Genomic DNA, 19630 nt, shown 5'->3' on the forward strand with positions numbered 1-19630 from the left:
GTATTGTATGGTGTAATACACATTAAATGCTGCTGGACAAGATATTATTGCTACTTAAAACCTATCCTTAGTAACTGAGCTGCTGACCCTCACCCAAATTTAGCTATCTACGTCCTAGAACTTTTGGCTAGTTACGCCCCAAAGGGTAAACCAAAGCGGTAGCAACCGCCGCTGCGCCCTCGCCTCGCCCAGTGAATCCCAGATAATCCGAGGTAGTAGCAGAAACAGACACCGGAGCCCCCACTGCCTCTTCTAAAACCGCACGAGCCTGGTCATAACGCTGCCCCATCCGTGGGCGGTTTGCAATCACCTGAACTGCGGCGTTACCCAGTTCCCACCCTGCCTGGTGAATAATCTCCATAGTGGCTTCCAGTAGCTGCTTACCAGAAGCACCCTGCCACTCGGGGCGATTGGTGCCAAAATGAGTACCCAAATCGCCTTGACCGGCAGCCGACAAAATAGCGTCACAAAGGGCATGAGCAGCTACATCCGCATCCGAATGACCCTTAAGGGGTGGTTCGCCCGGCCAAGAAAGCCCCGCAACCATACAAGGACGTGCAGCATTATCGGCATCACTAGAATCAGCAAAAGCATGCACATCAGTACCTATTCCCACTCGAGGAAGAATAGCCGGTACTAAATGGTCACCGTTACCGACCGGCGAGGACGCACTCTCACCATCAGCCTCACCCGGCATAACAGCGGAAGTAGAAGGGCAATCATGGCTGGGCACGCTAAAGGAATCGCTCATATCTCCAGTCTAACTACTTGCTAAAAAATGCTGGCAAATATGGTTAAATCGCCTAATCCAGGCTGAATTCTTCGAGGCTCACCACTCGCGGCTGGGGATAGTCAGCCAAATGAACAATTAGCATACGCGCAGATTTCAAATAGGGATCACGTTGGGGCAGCAACCTACCTAAATGATTAGGGGTAAGCGGCGCTAGCTCTCCGATAATCCCCGGAATAGTGGGGCGATGAACACACAAAGCCACTGGGCTTTGCGGTTGTTGCGGTTGTTCTTGAAGCAGTTCTCGCACCATTGAGCGCATATTTGCGCAGTCATCACGGTAGGCATCCTCGGTGAATGAAGCCTCAGTTTTTAAGGGTATGCCCGACAAAGTGGCATAAGGAGCGACCGTGGCAACGCAACGCCGCCAAGGAGAAGTAATAATCCGGTTAATGCCCAGCGCCGAAAGTACCGGGATTAACCGCAAAACTTGAGATGAGCCCCGCCTAGATAGAGGCCTGGTCATTTCGCCACCCTCCCAACAGGCTCGTTTAGTTGCTTTTGCATGACGCAAAATAGCTAAAGTGCGGGTTTGTAGGGTCTTATCAGCTAGGCGGGTTAAAAGTTCCTCTAAAAGGCGCCGATCGCCTCGCCGCGTAAGCAGCTTCATGGCTTTACGCGAACCCACCCACTCGCACTTATCAATCTCGCTGGAAGATGCAAGAGGAGCTAGCGGGCGTGCCCGCAAAGTTTCCGCTGACACATCAGGAAAACCTACCCAATAGTGAACTTCCTTCGTAACTCCCGCGCCTAAACGATACCTCTGCATCGTAAGCGGGGCTCCCAGGCGAATCGGGACACCGGTTTCCTCTTCTACTTCCCGTACCGCTGTTGCCGGGATAGCTTCCCCAGGTTCGCGTTTACCCTTTGGCCATGACCAGTCATCGTAGCGAGGGCGATGCACTATCAAAACCTCTATATCTTGACGCTCGCGGGGGATGGAAGTGCCAGGAATTGGGCTGGCTCCCTCTCGCAGACGCCACACTAATGCGCCCGCGGAGCGTACTATCCGCATATGCGGTGGCTTAGGTCGAGCCGTCATTATAGCCACTTGCCTTTCTCGTAATCTGTTCCCATTGTCTAACAAATTACGTATAAGGTCATTACCCCAGGTTACAGAGGTAAAACTGTTTAACGTGAGAAGTTAGGTGAACACCTAGCCTCTAGCGTCCTTTCATCCGCGAATTAGCTTTATTGATTAGATATTCTTGGATATCCATCAGCGCCGAGCCATCCTTGGCTTCAATATGTCTCCGCCAGGTTCCGTCCCTACGTAAATGCCAAGACGAAACCTGCGGTGAAGCCTCAAGTTTAACTAAATCCATAAGTTCCGCGGTCATATCGGGATCTTTAATCCTAATCAAAGCCTCTACCCGACGATCTAGATTGCGGTGCATCAGGTCAGCAGACCCAATCCAAACTTCCGGCTGCCCCCCATTTTCAAAAGCATAAATACGCGAATGCTCCAGGAAGCGACCCAAAATAGAACGCACCCGGATATTCTCCGATAGCCCCCGCACCCCGGAGCGAATCGTGCAAATCCCGCGCACCACAATATCTATTGGTACGCCCGCCTGGCTGGCACGGTAAAGCGCATCAGTAACCGCTTCGTCTACCAGGGAATTTACCTTGATTCCGATATAGGCAGGCAGACCTTTACGATGGTTTTCTACTTCCCGTTCAATCCGTTCAATAACTCCCGGACGAATAGAGCGGGGAGCTACCAGCAAATGATGGAAAGAAGTACGCGGTGCATACCCAGACAGTTGATTAAACAGTCGAGTTAAATCCTGTGCGACCTCTTTATCACAGGTTAAAAGCCCCAAATCCTCGTATCCGCGAGCCGTCTTGGGGTGATAGTTGCCAGTGCCCACATGGCAGTAACGGCGCAGACCATCGGCTTCTTCGCGAACCACCATCGACAGTTTGCAGTGGGTCTTCAAGCCCACCATGCCATACACCACGTGTACCCCGGCGCGCTCTAATTTACGCGCCCAGGAAATGTTGGCGTCCTCGTCAAAACGGGCTTTTATCTCTACAATCGCCAACACCTGTTTCCCGTTTTGTGCCGCCTCTATCAGGGCAGACACGATCGGTGAATCCGAGGACGTGCGGTAGAGGGTCTGCTTTAAGGAACGCACTTTTGGATCCCTGGCGGCGTAGGTTACGAAATGCTGCACCGAAGTGGAGAAAGAATCATAGGGGTGATGTAAGAGCACATCGTGACTGCGAATCATCGCGAAAATATCGGTGGGGCTGGCAGATTCCACTTCCGCAAGACCTGCCGCCGTGGTCGGTACGAACTTCTTGTACTTGAGTTCCGGCAAATCCAGTTCGTGCAGTTCATTCAGGCAGCGCAGGTCAATCGGTTCGGGGAGAGAAAACACGTCCTCCATCCCAATTTCCAGTTTGGCAACCAGGAAATCGAGTACCGGTCGCGAGATTCCCTTTGCTACCTCAAGGCGCACTGCCGGGCCGAAACGTCGCCGCAACAGCTCTTGTTCCATCGCGGTCAGTAGGTTCTCGGCGTCGTCCTCTTCGACTTCCAAATCCTCGTTGCGGGTCAGGCGGAACACGTGATGTTCCAAGATTTCCATTCCCGGGAACAGGTGGTCGAGGTGCGGACCAATCACATCCTCTAAGGTAACGAAAGTGACTTGTCCTTTAGTGTCGAGGGCGTCCTCTGGGCTTACCTGGTCAATTGCCTGTTCCACGCAGATTAGGCGGGGTAGACTTTCCGGGATCTTTACCCGGGCAAAATGTTGCTTTCCAGTTAGCGGGTTACGCAGCACCACCGCCAAATTTACTGAAAGACCAGAAATATAGGGGAAAGGGTGCGAAGGGTCTACCGCCAACGGGGTCAGAATCGGGAAAATCTGGCGACGAAAATACCCGTGCAGAAAATCTTGTTGCTCCGGGGAAAGGTCATTCCAACGCCGCAGTTTAATCCCGACATTTTCCAGTTCGCCAAGCAACGTGTTTTGCACAAAATCGGATTGCCGCGCACACAATACTTGGGCGCGCTCTGTCACCAGGTCAAGCACTTGCCGGGGGGTAAGACCGGAGGCGGCGGTGCGGGCAATTCCGGCCGCAATGCGACGTTTGAGCCCTGCCACGCGCACCATATAGAACTCATCCAAGTTAGAAGAGAAAATAGTGGTAAACCAGGCGCGCTCTAAAATAGGCAGCCGCTCGTCCTCTGCCTGCTCTAATACTCGCTGGTTGAACTGCATCCAAGATAGTTCCCTGTCTCCGAAACGTCCCTTGGGCAGGGGTTTGTCTTGACCGAGGGGACCGGCTTGCGCGAGTTTGTCCATCCCGGGAGCCTCCCGCAAAGTGGAGGGGCTGATTTGGGAAAGGTCTTCAGGGCCATCGGTTTGGGCGTGACCTGCCGCTAATGCTTCTGCATCGGAAGGCTTTTGCGCCTTAGACTCGGTTTTTACGGGGGAATCACCAGGCTTACTGGCAGCTGCCGGTTTCCCGGTCTGGGCTTCCTTTTCGCTAGCTGGTTTGCCAGCGTTATTTTCCGAGGCAGGAGGCTTACCGGATTTATCGATCTTTTGCCCCCCTATAAACGGGGATTTTTTATCGGGGAGGGCGTAGTCAGCGTCCTCATAATCGGTCCCGGGAAACTGTTCGGGAGAAATCTTTGAAGAAATCAGCTCATCAGCCGTGGCAGTCTCAAAATTGGATTGTGCCGCCTGCCGGTCTACCTGTGCTACCGGTTCAGTTTGTGGATTTTCTTTATAAACCCGGGCAATATCGGCAGGTGAAGGTACCACCTGGGGGTCGCCTTGCGCGTCCTCTTTAATTTTGGCTTTACGCACTTTCGGTTCTGTTCTGTTGCCAGTTTCCTGTTTGCCGTCCATGCCAATCCCTTCTAAAAACTGGTGACTTTACCTGCGGTAGTTTGGGTAGATTTATTTCTAGTCTAGGCGATTTGCCTTGGCTATACGTGCCGATAGCTTAAGGTCGCTCGCGGTTTGTAGTAGCGCCTGGGGGCGCAAGGTTACCGGATCGGCTAGTTCGTCCCGGGCATCTTTAATCCATTCCGCGCTGACTCCACTGGCCAGTACGTGCAGGAAATCTGCAACCTTATCTAGTAGGGGTTCGAGTCCCGTTATTGAGGTTTTTGCTTCCCAAAGTGCTGCTAGCTCCTCCATAAGGGTGGACACCGTTTTATCGGATCGCTCGACAGGAGCAGCTTCCCCAATCTCTAGGGCGCTTAGACCCTGCTGGAAGCGTTCATTTACCAGCTTAGGGTCGCGTAAATACCATTGATACACCAAGTACAGTCGCCAGAGTGTCCCCGGCAAAGTATTGGCTGGCGAGGCTGACCACAGTTCACTGACCGTATCTACCCCGCCAGATTCCAGCAGCTCCCGCAAGTGTTGAACATTCTGGTCAGTGTCTTTTTCTATCCCCAGCAGAGTTTGCGCTACCAGGTGAGCTACCTCGGAGGAGCGAGCCCCGTCCTCGGCACCGGGAATATTTTCTGCCTGCTCAGCATCTAGCATTGCTGGCCTGCGCGGAGTTCTCCGTGTAGTCATTTGTTTCCTCCTTCAATATCCCTATTGTCTCCCATGCATCATTGCTTGGGGCAGCTTTGCTTTTATTGCGCGAGTTAGGTGCTAGCGGCGTTCAAAATAGGGGTTGTCCGTTTTTCGCCGCTGCTGTCTGCGCTCAGGTCTGCCGGAGATGGCTGAACCATTGTGTGAGACCGCTCAATAAAATGCGAGATAGCCGTTATTTGCAGCTAGAATAATTTGAGGTTTGAGGTGCTAAAAGGTGGCGCCGCCAGATTGAGTATGTAAAAGGAAGGGTTTTAGTGTCTGACCGTCCGCTTAGTGTCGCTGTAGTTGGAGCCGGCCCCGCCGGTATCTATGCTTCTGATATTTTGTCCAAATCTGGTCTTAATGTAGAGATTGACCTCTTTGAGCGTCTGCCTGCACCCTATGGATTAGTTCGGTATGGGGTAGCGCCTGATCATCCCCGAATTCGAGCCATTATTACTGCCCTTTACAAGATTTTGCAGCGCGGCGATATCCGTCTGCTAGCAAATGTGAATGTTGGCGGTGAGGACGCCGATATTACTGTCGATGACCTGCATGAACACTATGATGCGATTATTTTCGCTACCGGGTCTGACCGGGATAAACCGATTGATTTGCCCGGTCAGGATTTGCCGGAGTGTTATGGGGCTGCCGATTTTGTTTCTTGGTATGACGGCAACCCGGATTACCCGCGTTTTTGGCCCTTAGAAGCGAAAGAGGTCGCGGTTATCGGGGTCGGGAATGTCGCCCTCGATATTGCGCGGGTAATGGCGAAACACCCTGCCGATATGCTCAAAACTGAGATTCCTCAGAACGTGGCGAAAGAACTCTATAAATCCCCAATCACAGACGTGCATGTTTTCGGGCGGCGCGGGCCGGCTCAGGTGAAGTTCACCCCCTTGGAACTGCGCGAACTCGGGCAACAGCCGGGAGTAAAAGTTATTGTTTCCGAGGAAGATTTCGAGTTTGACGAAGGCTCGGAGCAGGCGATTGCGGCTTCTAAACAAACCAAAATGGTGGTTGATACCTTAATTAATTACGCCATGGACGAGGACGATAGGGATGCTGATCGTCGTATCCACCTGCATTTATTCTCGGCTCCTAAAGAGATTTTAGCTGATGAGGACGGGCATGTGCGCGCCCTGGTTACCGAACGTACCCAGCTAAACGGAGACGGAACGGTTTCGGGGACTGGCGAGCTGCGGGAAACCCCGGTACAGGCGGTTTATCGCGCGGTGGGATATTTCTCTTCCCCGATTGCGGGCTTGCCTTTCGATGAGCGTCGGGGAGTAATCCCCAATCAGGAAGGACGGGTCACCGATTTGGAGGGAACTCCTTTGAACGGGATTTACGCTACCGGTTGGGTAAAGCGCGGCCCGGTGGGACTGATTGGGTCTACCAAGTCTGATGCGCAGCAAACTATCGCCCACCTGGTAGAGGACGCGGAAGCTGGCAAGCTAGTGGCTACCGGGAAAGCGGTGGGGCACGATGCCATGATTGAGCTGCTTAAGCAGCGGGGAGTTCCTTTCTCTACCTGGCATGGTTGGGAGCTGTTGGACGAATACGAAAAGCAGCTGGGCGCAGACTTTGGCGAGGTCGAGGGCGGCCGTGGCGCGCGCGAACGAGTCAAGGTAGTTTCCCGTAAAGCTATGAGCGCGATTTCTCGCGGGGAAACAGTTCCGGAAGATTTAATCGGTAAGGACGGCGAATAGCTAGCTCACCTGCCTTTTCACCGCTGGTGAAGTTGCAGGTCTTTGACAGGAATTTGTCAGTATTTGTGCAGTCTCAGTTGCTAGATTGCGGGGTAATCAGGAGGGATAAATGAGCAATAAACGCATTAGTAATAGCTTGAAAACTGGGCTGCTTTTCACCGTAATGTGGGCGTTGCTGCTGCTAGTTGGCTATCTGATTGCTTACGGTACCGGCAGTTCCGCTTTTATCTGGATTTTTGCGGCTATCGGGTTGATTTCAACGTTTTATAGCTACTGGAATTCAGACAAGATTGCGATTAAGTCTATGAACGCCTACCCGGTGGATCCGGGGAAATATCCGCAAATAGTGCGGATTGTTACTGAGCTTTCGCAAACTGCCGGTCAGCCGGTTCCTCGAATGTATATTGCTCCTACTTCGGCCCCTAATGCCTTTGCTACGGGACGTAACCCGCAGAATGCAGCGGTTTGCTGTACCGAGGGGATTTTACAGCTCCTTGACGAACGCGAGCTTCGCGGGGTTTTGGCACACGAGTTAATGCACGTCTATAACCGCGATATTTTGACCTCTTCGGTGGCCTCAGCCATTGGCGGTTTGATTACTTCGGTAGCGCAAATGCTATTTTTCTTTGGGGGAGGGCGCCGCGACAGTGACAATAACCCGCTTGGCGGGGTGGCGATGGTGCTTTTGATGTTGCTAGCCCCGATTGCCTCGATGTTTACCCAAATGGCTATTTCTAGAACACGTGAGTTTGACGCAGATGAGACCGGTGCCGAGCTTGCGCAAGATCCGTTAGCTTTAGCCAGTGCCCTAAAGAAACTAGAGGCGGGAACGGTGGCGCGTCCTTTGCAGAGTAATCCGCAAACCGAGAAGGTTGGTTTCATGATGATTGCTAATCCTTTCCGCGGGAAGGGGTTGAAGCATTTGTTTTCTACCCATCCGCCTATGGATGAACGGATTGCGCGCCTGGAAGAAATGGCAGGATACAGCCGTTAATCTGGTTTTCGACGCTGACTAAAGGTTTTGAATATATGCTTGCCTTATGGCAAGTGATAACCAAATCCAGGTACACCAGATTGACACTGAATACTCGCTAGCTGAAATTACTGATTTTGGGGCGCAGGTGCTTTCTTGGACTCCGCGTGGTCAAAATCCAGTTGTTTGGCTATCTCCCCAAGCTAGTTTTGCGGGGGACACTACCGTGCGAGGTGGAATCCCGATTTGTTTGCCCTGGTTCGGCAATCCCAGGTTTTCGCCGGCAGCCCCGGCAGGTGCAGCTGGTAATCATGGTTTCGCGAAAACTACTGTTTGGGAGCGGGTAGATAGCGCCTCAAGTGCGGCGGTTCAACTTCCAAGTGGGCAAGGAAATGATTTAGGTACATCACAAATGCCTGGTAATGGGGGCAAGCAAGCGGTCGTAGGCGCTGAAGCGAGCTATAAAGTGCTGACCTATCGCCTGTCACATAAAGGCGGAGAACTATTTCCCCATGCTTTTTCAGCACAGCTAACAATCGAGGTGGGTAAGACTCTACGGCTGATATTGGAGGCGGTAAATACCGATGATCACCCGTTCACATTTGAGGCGGTATTCCATACCTACCTGGGATTTAGTGATTTAAGGCAGTGTGAGCTTCACGGTCTGGAACACGCAGTTTTCTTAGATACTTTAACTGACAAGAAAGCTAGTGAAGACCAGCCGATTACTTTTAATCAGTCATTTGACCGGATTTATGATTCCGCTTCTAACCTGGAAATTTATGATTCAGCTTGGGGAAGGAAGATTTGGTTAAAGAAATCGGGGTCTAAATCCACTATCGTGTGGACACCGTGGGACCGGTTTATTAAAGATTTTAGCGATATTCCTGACCAGGAAGTTTACCGATTTGCTGGAATTGAGTTTGGAAACGCACGCGAAAATGCGCTTTTGCTGCAGCCGGGTCAAAGCCACCGGCTCGCCCTGGAGATTGGAGTAGATTCCCTACCTGATTAGGGGTAATTGGCTTCTAATCGGCACTTATTTGTCCGGAGGATTCAGCCCCAAAATACTATTTGAGCTGATGATACTTTATTGGGGGGGCGCTGCCTGGCAGCGCCCCCCCAAAGTGCAAGCGGGCTATTGACCCATCTGCTTGTTTACTCGTCAGCACTAGCTAAAGCAGCTACCGGGCTGGCTTTAGCGGCTTGGCGACCGGGCAGCACCGAGGCTAGGAAACAGAACCCTTCAGTTACCAGGATTATTATCTCTAACCAGAGCCACGGGATTTGCAGGTGAATGTCTTTCGGACTTATGAAACCATTGAAAGGCATACATTGCATCACGAACCATGAGAACAGTATCGACATTCCAATCCCGACAATCAGCGCCCCTAACCCGATTAGTGTCCCCTCGGTCAGCAGCATGGCGCGAATCTGTTTTTGAGTAAAACCAACAGCCCGGAGTAGAGCGTTCTCGCGTTTGCGATCAACTACTGAAAGACTCAAAGTATTCGCGACCCCCACCAGGGAGACCAGGGCAGATACCCCTAATAGGGATAGCAAAATGGTCATCAGTATTTTTAGCAGCAGATTAACGGAGGCAGTAATAATTACCCCTCCAGTTTGAGCTAAAGAATCTGCCGGAGCCAAGGTTGATAGCTCCTGAATGTCCTCCAAAATCTCGGTAGGGGTTTTTCCCATATTCATTTTGAAGATTACGCCTGCCGGATTATTCCCGGTTTCACTGGGGGTAATACTGTCTAAATCAGCTCGTGACAATACTAGATAGGAGCCAAATTTAGAGCTAGGGAAGGCTTGATTTTCTTTAGGAGCCTTCGTTAAAGCTACTGTCAGCTTCTGTCCGCTAGCAAAAGTTAAGGTCACCTTTGCGGGGAGCTTGTTCTCGTCCTCGGTCATTAACCAGGCAGTACCTTTTTGAGGGGTTTTAACCTGATGACGTAATACCGCCTCGGGGTTATCGGGCAAACCGACTGCTAAAACTGACCGGTTTTCGGGCTTTTGGTTGCCGGAATCGGTGGCAATCGCATCCGAGGTGTTTCCGGTTTCGCCCTCCCCCTTATCTGGAGCCGAGCTGGTTTCTGCTTCTTTCTCGCCCTCGTAAGCTTCTACCCTTTCGAGCGCTAAGTTCAGTTGAACCGGTTTACCGTTTTCATCATGAGCCTCTTTGATAATCCGAGAGGGTAGAGAAGCAACCTTATTTACGCTCTGAAGCTTCGGTAATTTCTTGGTTATCGCCTCGGGTATCTGATGGGATTCATTTACGGCAACTAGCGACATATCCACTGAAAAACGGCGGTTTACTTCGTCAGTGATTGTGCTTTGTAAAGATAGTGTACCTACCAATATCGTTGCCATTAAGGTGACCCCTAACACCAGGGCAGTCCCGGTAGCCCCAGTGCGATTAGGATCGCGTTTAACGTTTTCTCCCGCCAATTTCAAAGTAGCAGAGCGGGATGCAAAAGGACGAGTTAGGGCGGCAGTGAATGCCGGTAGGAAACTGCGGCAAGCTAGCAGGGTTGCCAGGAAAATAAATAGGCATCCTCCCAGGGCACAAGTGAGGGAAATAGCCATATCTGTTTCGTTGTTATTTCCTTTATTAACCCAGGCGATTATCCAAAGCCCCACCCCAGCCAGGCTAAACAGGCCCATGAATACACCGCGCACAATGTGGCGTTTCTTCTTACCCATTTTGTTTAGTTCCATGGGGTTCAAGGCGGCTACCGGCAAGATTTTCGCTAGTCCCAGGGTGGGACGCATTCCGCCAATCAAAGGCACTATTATCCCGGTTAAGAGCGATACTACTGCCGGGGTGAAACCGATTACTTGCACCGCTTGGGCGAATGATCCAATCATTCCGGTTGCTACTGCCACCACAATCGAGGCAGTCCACCCTAAGAGCGTTCCAATAAGCGCAGCGATTACGCCCACCATAATGCATTCGGCAAATGCGGAACGCCTGATTTGAGAAACGGTAGCCCCCACGCAGCGCAGCAAGGCGGTTTCTCGCCGCCGTCTAGCCAGAACCACCTGGAAAGTTACAGAAACGATTCCAATACATACCAGCACCGCTAGCAGTGGGAAAGCTAGGGAAGCCGCTTGTAACCCGATTGTTTTCGCCACACCGCTATCGGAGGATTTTTGTAGCGCCTCTACGGTAACTACCCAGCAATCTTCGGATAGCAGTTTATTGTCATTTAGGTATTTACCGAGTTTTTGCACTACCTCTTTGGGATCTTGCTGGGTGTTTACCAGGATTTTCGAGGGTGCTTCTTTTGCGTAACTGCTTAGCTGCTTGGTTAGCTGGGCTGAGTAATACACATCCGGCAGGTTCCCGATTCTCATAGCGGCATCTTGTTTAATAGTGCCGGTAATCGTAACCGGAATGGTTTTCTCTTTCCCGGTGTATCCCCCGTTTACTAGCTCATCAACTTTAAGTTCAATCCGGTCACCGATTTTAGTTTTGCCATTTTCCAGGTAGCTTTCGCCCAAAAGTATTTCATTTTGCCCACTAGGGTAGCGTCCCTCAGCTAAGGGAGGGCGATAATAGCCTTCAGGTAATAGCCCTGTTCCGAACAAATAAACAGTTTTCTCATTGATAGTGGTGACCGTCATCGGATAGTAAAGCGGCTGTAAGTCAAGGTCTTTACCGACAGCGTTACGAATAGCGTCTTGTTTTTTCAGAATACCTTCATAGTCGTTACCGGGGATTTTGTCCCAGGCGACGATGCCTTTAACGGCCTCACCGCTGTCGGTATCGTATTGTTCGCCCTCGTTAGTTATCTGTACCTGGGTATTCTGGTTGAATTGGGTTTCTCCGACCCCCATCACCCAACTCATTACGGAGGCAAAACTGCTGGCTCCGCAAATAAAAACACAGCAAATAATGATGGCGATGGCGGTTGCTACATATTGGCGGCTATGCGCTTTCAGGTTTGCTTTTGTTAAAAACAACATTTAAATCACCTGTGCCAGTTCTTCGCGGCTGGGTTGGTTAAGTTCTTGGGTTACTTGCCCGTCGCGAACCACCAGTACCCGGTCAGCTACCGAGGCGGCGCGAGCATCATGGGTTACCATCACTACGGTTTGTCCCAGCTTGTTTACCGCTTCCCGCAGCAGTTTTAGCACTTCCATTGACGAGGACGAGTCCAGATTTCCCGTGGGCTCATCAGCTACCAGCAGGGCTGGTTTGGCTACCAGGGCGCGAGCTACCGCTACCCGCTGCTGTTGTCCCCCTGATAGTTCTGCCGGTTTATGGGTTAGGCGGTCTTGTAAATTGAGGATTTCGATAATCTGTTTTTCCCACTTAGGGGCAGTTTTCTTTCCCGATAGCAGCGCGGGCAGATGGATATTTTCGGCAGCCGTCAAGGTGGGAATCAGGTTGAATGATTGAAACACAAATCCGATATGGTCGCGGCGAAATTTGGTTAGTTTAGTGTCGTCCATGGCTGCCAGGTTTTGTCCGGCAACTGTAACTAGTCCGCTGGTGACCGCATCTAGTCCCGCTAAACAATGCAGCAGAGTTGATTTACCGGAACCGGAAGGCCCAACGATGGCAGTAAATTGACCGGAGTAAATATCCACGTTCACCCCGTTGAGGGCGCGTACTTCTACTTCTCCTTGCCGATAAATCTTGTAAACATCTTTTAAGCTCACCAAAGAACGTCTATTGGCTGGCGTTTGCGGATAGCTTTCATTTTGAATCATGGCTGCTCTTTCTCTAGTTTGTTCGTTCTTATCTAATAAGTTATTTTCTTTGACCTGGGCTCACCATCACTTAGGCAATGATTTTTTCTTATAGCTAGCTCTACCTGGCATAGGGGATTGGGCTACACTGCCGCTCCGGTTAAGTACCATAAATGTTCCGACCTGTACTAATACACTTACCGCTAACATGGCTGCCATCGGGGCAGTAATTTTTAGGGTTGTTTGTAGCTCTTCGCTTACCCCTAAACCGCCATTGGCTACCAGTAAGGTTAAAAATAGGATTACCCCCAGGATTAGCTGGCTGAATCCGAAAATATAGGGCAAGATTATTTCCCCCCATTTTGCTCTTCGAATAGTACGTGGCGGGCATCCTAACTGGAGCAACAGGGCTTTTTGGGTTCGGCTTTGTTCATTATCTGCAGTGGTGCTCACGGCTACGCAAAGACAGGTGAGGGCGGCTACCAAACCAGCGGTAATAAGCCAGCCGCTGCGAATATCGGTTTGCAGTAGTGACAGAAACTCGCCCTCGTTACTTAAAAATGACTGCCAAGCCCCGGCGCTTTCGCTGGAACTGGTGAGGATAGGTTCGCTAAATCCTTTCCAAAGATAGGGAAAAATAGTTAAGAACATGAAAGTTAGCAGGTAGCTAAGCGCTAAGGATAGTACCGGGGTGATTGATACCCAGTATCTTTGCGGGTTAAGGCGGATATTTCGGACCGCCAAAAGCAAACTTAAGTGGCGAGTGCGACTGAGTGGCCAAACCGCTAAGGAGAGGGCATTTGCTGGAAAAAATATTCCAAAAATCCAGGCGAAAAGTAAACAAAATAGGAATATCACTACTGCGAATAACAGGGGAGTTAGCGGGAGAATTACCGCTACCCCCGGAATCGAGACCAGGCATCCACCGATTACTATTAACCCGATTGTCGCTGCTGACAGTTCTCTGAGTCTGCTGCGGGGGCGTAAGAAGCGGGGAAAGCCAGTGTATTTACGGGTGAAGCTTAGCGCTTTCAACAGGGGAACTATGGCTAATATTAAGAAAATTATTATTAGTGTATTAATAGGTGGGATTAGGTTAAAATCGCCTAGAGGAATTCCTAATAGTTTCAGCTTTCCCAATAGCGGCGCAGATGCAACATAAAGCACTACACCTCCCAGCCATCCCAGCCCCGCATAGGCGAGAGTCGATACTGCAGATACCGCCAACCTGGTGTGAAAGGGCGCCCCTAGTTTTCCTAAAGTATTTAATAACTCAGCTAATCTGCGTTCATCTAGGGTTAAACGGTTCCACCACAAAATAGTTAAGGGAAAAATAATCAGAATCACCGCAGCGGCGAACATTAATCCGTACAGTACGGTCACCACATCTGCTATCTGGTTCCCTAAATCCGATTCATGCAGCGAAAATAAGTCTTGTACCGAGCCAGCACATTGAAAATCTGCTCCCGAGGGACAAAAAACTCCCAGACGGAAAGCCGCTTTTATTCCTCCTAGCAGCAAACAAATACTATAAGCAGTCAAACAAGCTGAGAAAAGTGACAAAAACTCCGCAATTTTCGGATAATGGAAACGCCGCGACCAGCTATAAACAAGTTGTAGGGTTCGCATTTAGTTTTCCCCAGGATTCTCCAACACAGACGTTTTGGCTCTATCGGAAACTATCAGTCCGTCCCGTAAAGTAATCGTGCGTTCGCACCAGCTGGTGTCCTGGGAATTAAGGCTAGTTACCAGCAGGGTAGCTCCCATTTGATGAGCGGCAGTAGATAGCACCTGCATAGTTTCTTGCGCCGTTACCTCATCTAAACGGTCAGTCGGCTGGTCGGCGATAATAACTTCTGGTCTGCCAACTAGGGCGCGAGCCAGAGCTACTTTTTGTCGTAACGCTGCCGATAGATTCCCGCTTATTTGACTGGCAATGGTTTCTAAACCCAGTTTTTCTAGTTCCCGTTGGGCACGAGACATCGCCTCGGCGCGTCCTATCCGTTTTAACAGCAGTGGTAAAGCCACATTTTCCCGTACACTCAACTGGTCTACTAGCTGTTCTGATTGGAAAATAAATCCAAATTTTTGCCGGCGTAGTGCCTGTAAATCTCGCCGGGAGTAATCTTTAAGTCGGCTACTGCCTAAATAAATCTCGCCGCTAGAGGGCGCAATAATCCCGCTGAGGAGGTAAAGTAGCGTAGTTTTTCCTACCCCGGATGTTCCGGTAAATGCTACCTGTCTGGCAGTGGGAATCTGTAAATCAATCCCCGCTAAAACGGTGCGTGAACCATAAACCTTAGTCAATGCGCGGATAGCTATATCCATATTTTCTATTGTTGCGGGCGGTATTCATTCCGGTTAGCCCCTTAGAGCTAGTTTTTAGGTAGTGCTAGCTCTACCTAAATAATAGTGAGCGCGCTCTGCCGGAATACTAGCGCTTGCCAATAGGATAGAAATATGCAGCGAATAGATCCCTTTTTCCAGGGAATAAACGACAAAAAACGGGTGGCTCCCCGCATGGCACTGCTGCTAGGGCCAGCCTATTTTGTAGTAGAACTCTTAGCGCTGCTAGTGCATTTAGCGTTGATGCTGATTCATCCTAAAAAAGCTCGTGCCACCCTCGCCAACTACACCTGCACAGTGCGTTATCGCGCCGGAGCAATGCTCGGTAAACCGGACGCGAACATTTGGCACCTTTGGGCGATCCCGGGGAATGATTCTTTATTGACCGGAGAGGGAAAACTTACCCCACCAGCTAAAACCAGTCGAGACATTCCGATATTGCTGTTTTGCCTGTTTGTTAATGCTATTAGTTTCTGGGCGCTAGTAGTTTTAGGCTACCTGGTAACCCAGTTCTTTCAGTTCTATTTTCTGCGACTGCTAGCGCCGCTATCGCTGGGGGACGGTTCCCCGGATTTAATCGCGACCATCGCGTTGTGGCTGGTATTTAGCCTAGGGGCTGCTCTTTATCCGCGAATCATCTATTCGATTGCGCAAGGTAATCCGATGGACGAGCAAGAAATCAGACAGTTGCATCGGTCTCGCCGGGAAATCGTAGATGCTTTCGAGATTGAACGCCGCCGGATTGAACGCGACCTGCATGATGGGGCGCAACAATACTTGGTGGCAGCTTCTATGAAAGTTGGAGAGGCGGAGCTTTCTCTTAGTTTACTGGAACAAGAGTTGGCGAAGGCTGCGGCTTTAGAGGACACCGATGCTAGTCAAAACCGGCTGGGAAAAGCATCCGGGGGAGCGGTATTGGGCAAGGAGGCGCCTCCTACGGAATCTGCCGGTTCTTTAGACGGTTCCGTAAATCAGGAATCAGTCTCCGTGCCACAGTTCAGCGCAAAAATACAGGAGGTACTTTCTTTGCTGCGGCAGGCGCATGACGCTAACGATAGATCCTTAGTGGCGCTCAGACGCACAGTTGCGGGGGTGCATCCGAAAGTATTGTCTGACAAGGGACTCGCGGAGGCGGTGCGAGACGTGTGCGCAGATTCTCCGGTACAAGTTCAGATGCACGTCCCGGAAGAGTTACCGTCTCTGCCCGCAGGAGCGGCTGCTACCGCCTATTATTTGGTGTGCGAATCCCTAACTAATATCGCCAAACACGTTGCAAATCCTAAAGCATCTTTGCTGATAGTTGCGGGTTCTTCCCTGGTTATTTCCATAGTGGATAATGGGGGTGGGGGTGCGAAAATCATTCCGGGACACGGCTTGGCAGGTTTGCAGGCACGCCTAGAGGCTTTCGGGGGAAATCTGCGGATACTGTCGCCTCTGGGCGGACCAACTACGGTGCGCGCCGAGATTCCGATTCTAATTCCTAGCGTTGAGGAGGACGGGTTTGAAAATCATCTTGGCTGATGACGCGACTTTGATTCGGGAAGGCTTAGCGGGGCTACTGGAGCGACTAGGGAATCAAGTAATCGCTCAAGCCGAGGACGCGCCCTCCCTGTTAAAAGCGGTCGATCAGATATACCGGGGCGAGCAGGTTCCCGATATTTTGATAACCGATGTGCGAATGCCTCCCGGTATGAGTGACGATGGCTTGCGCGCTGCCGTAAAGATTCGGGAAAAATATCCTGACCTGGGAATCATGGTTCTTAGTCAGTATGTGGCTCCCGCGTATGCGGCTCAGCTTTTTAGTTCCGAACAGTTTTCACTGCCGGGAAATCATGCGGGTGGTACCGGTTACCTGTTAAAAGAGCGGGTCTCGCGGGTAGCAGATTTTTTGAATGCGCTCAAAACTGTGGCTAGTGGCGGGGTAGTGGTGGATACGGAAGTAGCAGTTAAGTTGGTGCGGGAACGCAGTTCTGCTCTTTCCAGTCTTTCTCCTCGCGAAAGCGAAGTTTTAGAGCTGATGGCGCAAGGTTTAGCGAATGAGGAAATCGCGGCGAAACTGTTTCTATCCGGGGCGTCGGTGGCTAAACATATTGCGAATGTGTTCATGAAGTTGGGGCTAACCCCAGATGAACCCAACCGCCGGGTGAGAGCCGTCCTCGCCTACCTGACCGCCACCGGTTTGCGTTAGGTACGCAAACCGGTGACACCTGTTTTGAACAGGGGAAATACCCTTAAATCAGCTTAGCCAAGCGCTCTTAACTCTCTATTTTGGCTGGCTCGATTTCTTCACCCTGCCTAAATAGCCGTTGTATCTGATAGTCAGAATCTAAGAGCATAAAGCTAGGTTTGCAGCCAGCAGTAAAGCGGGTAGTTACCCCGGGAGCGTCCTCGGGAATAGAGGCTGCCTGTACCGGGGTGTCCACGCAGGCACGAATTAGTTTCGCTAGCGGGATTTGTCCGCGCCGAGCAAAGAGGGCGAACTGATTGAGCAGGCAGGAAGCCCCACCCGAGAGGGTATCGGTTCCATCCAAATAGCAGGCTCCGTTCTTTACTTCAACCTTTAATCCCCCCAGAGTGTATTTACCGGGAGGCATACAGGCGGCCGCTAGCGCATCGGTTACAAAGAATAGGGAAGCGTCGGGGAAAGTAGCGAACATATCTTCCACCAGTTCTGGTTTCAAATGATGTCCATCAGCGATAACCTCAACACCTGCTGTTCGGTCTTTTGCCGATCGCAAGAACTCGATAATCGGACCGGGAGAACGGTGGTTAATCGGGGACATGGCGTTAAACAGGTGAGTAACAGTTTGCGCGTATCCCTGCCAGTTGAGTTCGCCGGCGGTTTTAACCGTGTAATCCAAAGCTAGGCGGGCTTGATCCTCGTTACAGGAAGTGTGCCCCCAGGAGGGAACCGCTCCATATTTAAGTAACAGTTTCGCAGCCTCGAGGGCATTATCGGTTTCCGGTGCGATAGTCATGGTCTTAAACCAGCCTTGACCAGCCTGAAGCCAAGATTCAAGCTCCGCTAAATCAGCTGGGCGGATAACTTCTGGGTTTTGCGCCCCGCATTTTGCTTTCGAGATAAAAGGACCTTCTAAATGCAAACCCGCAAGCTCGCCCTTTTCGCAGAAAGGAACCAGAGCTTTGATATAGGGCAGGGGGTCAGCTAGAGAAACCAGGGAAGCAAAGAGGGCGGTCGTGCCCCCGCTGCGGTGAGTATTAATCGCGGTAGCTATTTCCTCGGGGTTAGTGGTGTCGGGGAAAGAAAATCCGCCACCTCCATGGCAGTGAACATCGACAAAACCGGGAACAATGAGTGGCCAATTTTCATCAGGAGTTCCCGGGATAACCTCAGCTAACTGGTTGCCATCTAAAACTAGCCCGCTTCCAACCTGGTTTCCGAAACCATCAAAAACTCGCCCTTTTATCGTGGTCATCTCGGTTGCTCCCAACGCCGTTGTTAAAGTTCAAACACTTCAACTTTACGCTAGCTGCTGCGCCTTAACAATGCGGTTGGTTAAACAGACCGCAGCATTTGCGAGAAATAGTTATTGTCAATCGAGTTTTTTGTGCGCATAGATATCGTATTTACCTACCTTCTCTCGTGATTCCGGCGCTCTTAGCTTGCTATTATTGAGCAGTCTCATTTATTCCGATATTTGACTTCAAAGGTGATTTTTATGGCGGTTACTAAAGCAGTTGTTTTGGCTCGGGGGCTAGGTACCCGGATGCGCGCAAATGACGAAACTACTAATCTATCTGGCGAACAAGCCGCCGCAGCTTCGGCAGGTACCAAGGGATTAATTAACGTTGGGCGACCTTTCTTGGACTATGTAATCAGCGCATTTGCTGATGCCGGGATTAAAGAGGTCTGCCTGGTAATCGGTCCAGAACATGATGCGTTCCGTGACTACTATGACAACGTAGAAAAGAATCGGGTAACCATCACCTATGCGATTCAAGAAGAGCCGTTGGGAACGGCAAATGCGGTCGCGGCTGCCGCAGATTTTATCGGTAAAGATCGCTCCTTGGTTCTAAACTCCGATAACTACTACCCTGTGCCGGTATTAAAACAATTGGTGCAAGCCCCAGGACTTGCGGTAGCCGGGTTTTCGCGGGCAGAGCTAATCGCGAACTCTAATATCGAGGCAGAACGGGTGAAAGCCTATGCGATTATGGATGTTAGCGACGGGGTGTTGAAGAACATTATTGAAAAGCCCTCTGACGTGGAAATGGCGGCGCATCCTGACGCCCCAGTCAATATGAATTGTTGGCTATTTGATCAAAACATTATTACCGCTTGCGAAAATATTAAGCCCTCAGTGCGGGGAGAATACGAACTGACGGATGCGGTACGTTACCTGATTCAAAACGGCTCGAACATTGAGGTCGTTCCAGTGGCTTGCGGGGTGCTGGATATGTCCTCCCGTAAAGATATTGGCGCGATTAAGGACGCGTTGCAGGACGTGAGCGTTAATCTCTAAGCAGTTCAGAGCTTCCGGAAATTGCTTCGAGGTTTAGCAACTTATTTTATAACATTTTGGATACGAAA

15 protein-coding genes are annotated in these 19630 nt (G+C 50.8%); 6 read left to right on the forward strand and 9 right to left on the reverse strand.

Translation table 11 applies throughout. The features are described from left to right. Positions 1 to 127: 127 nt before the first annotated feature. The 4 genes from ispF to QZT94_RS01775 all read right to left on the reverse strand — a co-directional run bounded on the left by ispF (position 128) and on the right by QZT94_RS01775 (position 5340). Positions 128 to 751 (reverse strand): 2-C-methyl-D-erythritol 2,4-cyclodiphosphate synthase, encoded by a 624-nt coding sequence (gene ispF / locus QZT94_RS01760; protein ID WP_296761890.1) that lies wholly within the window; start codon positions 749 to 751, stop codon positions 128 to 130. A gap of 52 nt (positions 752 to 803) precedes the next feature. Next, positions 804 to 1832: an NUDIX hydrolase gene (locus QZT94_RS01765; RefSeq protein ID WP_270626426.1), complete on the reverse strand. Its 1029-nt coding sequence runs from the start codon at positions 1830 to 1832 to the stop codon at positions 804 to 806. A 121-nt stretch (positions 1833 to 1953) separates the two neighbouring features. Then, entirely contained in the window at positions 1954 to 4107 is a 2154-nt protein-coding gene (locus QZT94_RS01770; protein WP_296761934.1) for an RNA degradosome polyphosphate kinase, read from the reverse strand. A 609-nt stretch (positions 4108 to 4716) separates the two neighbouring features. Beyond that, positions 4717 to 5340: a hypothetical protein gene (locus QZT94_RS01775; protein WP_072510402.1), complete on the reverse strand. Its 624-nt coding sequence runs from the start codon at positions 5338 to 5340 to the stop codon at positions 4717 to 4719. A gap of 278 nt (positions 5341 to 5618) precedes the next feature. On the opposite strand from QZT94_RS01775, the gene QZT94_RS01780 reads away from it, so the two are divergent. The 3 genes from QZT94_RS01780 (at position 5619) to QZT94_RS01790 (ending at position 9043) form a co-directional block, all read left to right on the forward strand. Further along, on the forward strand, positions 5619 to 7055 hold the full coding sequence (locus tag QZT94_RS01780) for an FAD-dependent oxidoreductase (RefSeq protein WP_296761886.1): 1437 nt from the start codon (positions 5619 to 5621) through the stop codon (positions 7053 to 7055). Positions 7056 to 7164: 109 nt separating this feature from the next. Further along, positions 7165 to 8049, forward strand: a complete 885-nt coding sequence (gene htpX / locus QZT94_RS01785) for a zinc metalloprotease HtpX (protein WP_296761884.1) — start codon at positions 7165 to 7167, stop codon at positions 8047 to 8049. 46 nt (positions 8050 to 8095) lie between these two features. Then, entirely contained in the window at positions 8096 to 9043 is a 948-nt protein-coding gene (locus tag QZT94_RS01790; RefSeq protein ID WP_296761882.1) for a hypothetical protein, read from the forward strand. Between the two features lie 143 nt (positions 9044 to 9186). On the opposite strand, the gene QZT94_RS01795 is transcribed toward QZT94_RS01790, so the two are convergent. The 4 genes from QZT94_RS01795 to QZT94_RS01810 all read right to left on the reverse strand — a co-directional run bounded on the left by QZT94_RS01795 (position 9187) and on the right by QZT94_RS01810 (position 15060). After that, positions 9187 to 12003: an ABC transporter permease gene (locus tag QZT94_RS01795; protein WP_296761879.1), complete on the reverse strand. Its 2817-nt coding sequence runs from the start codon at positions 12001 to 12003 to the stop codon at positions 9187 to 9189. Then, entirely contained in the window at positions 12004 to 12753 is a 750-nt protein-coding gene (locus tag QZT94_RS01800) for an ABC transporter ATP-binding protein (protein ID WP_296761877.1), read from the reverse strand. Positions 12754 to 12819: 66 nt separating this feature from the next. After that, positions 12820 to 14361 (reverse strand): hypothetical protein, encoded by a 1542-nt coding sequence (locus QZT94_RS01805; RefSeq protein WP_296773127.1) that lies wholly within the window; start codon positions 14359 to 14361, stop codon positions 12820 to 12822. Continuing rightward, positions 14362 to 15060, reverse strand: coding sequence for an ATP-binding cassette domain-containing protein (locus tag QZT94_RS01810; RefSeq protein ID WP_296761873.1), 699 nt, complete (start codon positions 15058 to 15060; stop codon positions 14362 to 14364). A 132-nt stretch (positions 15061 to 15192) separates the two neighbouring features. Here QZT94_RS01810 and QZT94_RS01815 point away from each other — a divergent pair, with 132 nt between their 5' ends. Together QZT94_RS01815 and QZT94_RS01820 are read left to right on the forward strand one after the other, a co-directional pair. Next, the gene (locus QZT94_RS01815; RefSeq protein ID WP_296761871.1) at positions 15193 to 16599 is read left to right on the forward strand and encodes a histidine kinase; all 1407 of its coding nucleotides are present in this window, start codon (positions 15193 to 15195) and stop codon (positions 16597 to 16599) included. Beyond that, positions 16580 to 17266 carry a response regulator transcription factor gene (locus QZT94_RS01820; protein WP_296761869.1) on the forward strand — a complete coding sequence of 229 codons (687 nt, stop codon included), beginning with the start codon at positions 16580 to 16582 and terminating at the stop codon, positions 17264 to 17266. Before QZT94_RS01815 ends, QZT94_RS01820 begins: the two co-directional genes overlap by 20 nt. Positions 17267 to 17333: 67 nt before the next feature. Here the strand turns inward: QZT94_RS01820 and QZT94_RS01825 are convergent, their stop codons facing one another. Further along, the gene (locus QZT94_RS01825; protein WP_296761867.1) at positions 17334 to 18515 is read right to left on the reverse strand and encodes an amidohydrolase family protein; all 1182 of its coding nucleotides are present in this window, start codon (positions 18513 to 18515) and stop codon (positions 17334 to 17336) included. Positions 18516 to 18758: 243 nt separating this feature from the next. Here QZT94_RS01825 and QZT94_RS01830 point away from each other — a divergent pair, with 243 nt between their 5' ends. Continuing rightward, positions 18759 to 19562: a sugar phosphate nucleotidyltransferase gene (locus QZT94_RS01830; RefSeq protein ID WP_296761865.1), complete on the forward strand. Its 804-nt coding sequence runs from the start codon at positions 18759 to 18761 to the stop codon at positions 19560 to 19562. The last annotated feature ends 68 nt before the right edge of the window (positions 19563 to 19630 follow it).

This window comes from Varibaculum sp., assembly GCF_008661855.1.
GTDB lineage: Bacteria > Actinomycetota > Actinomycetes > Actinomycetales > Actinomycetaceae > Varibaculum > Varibaculum timonense_A.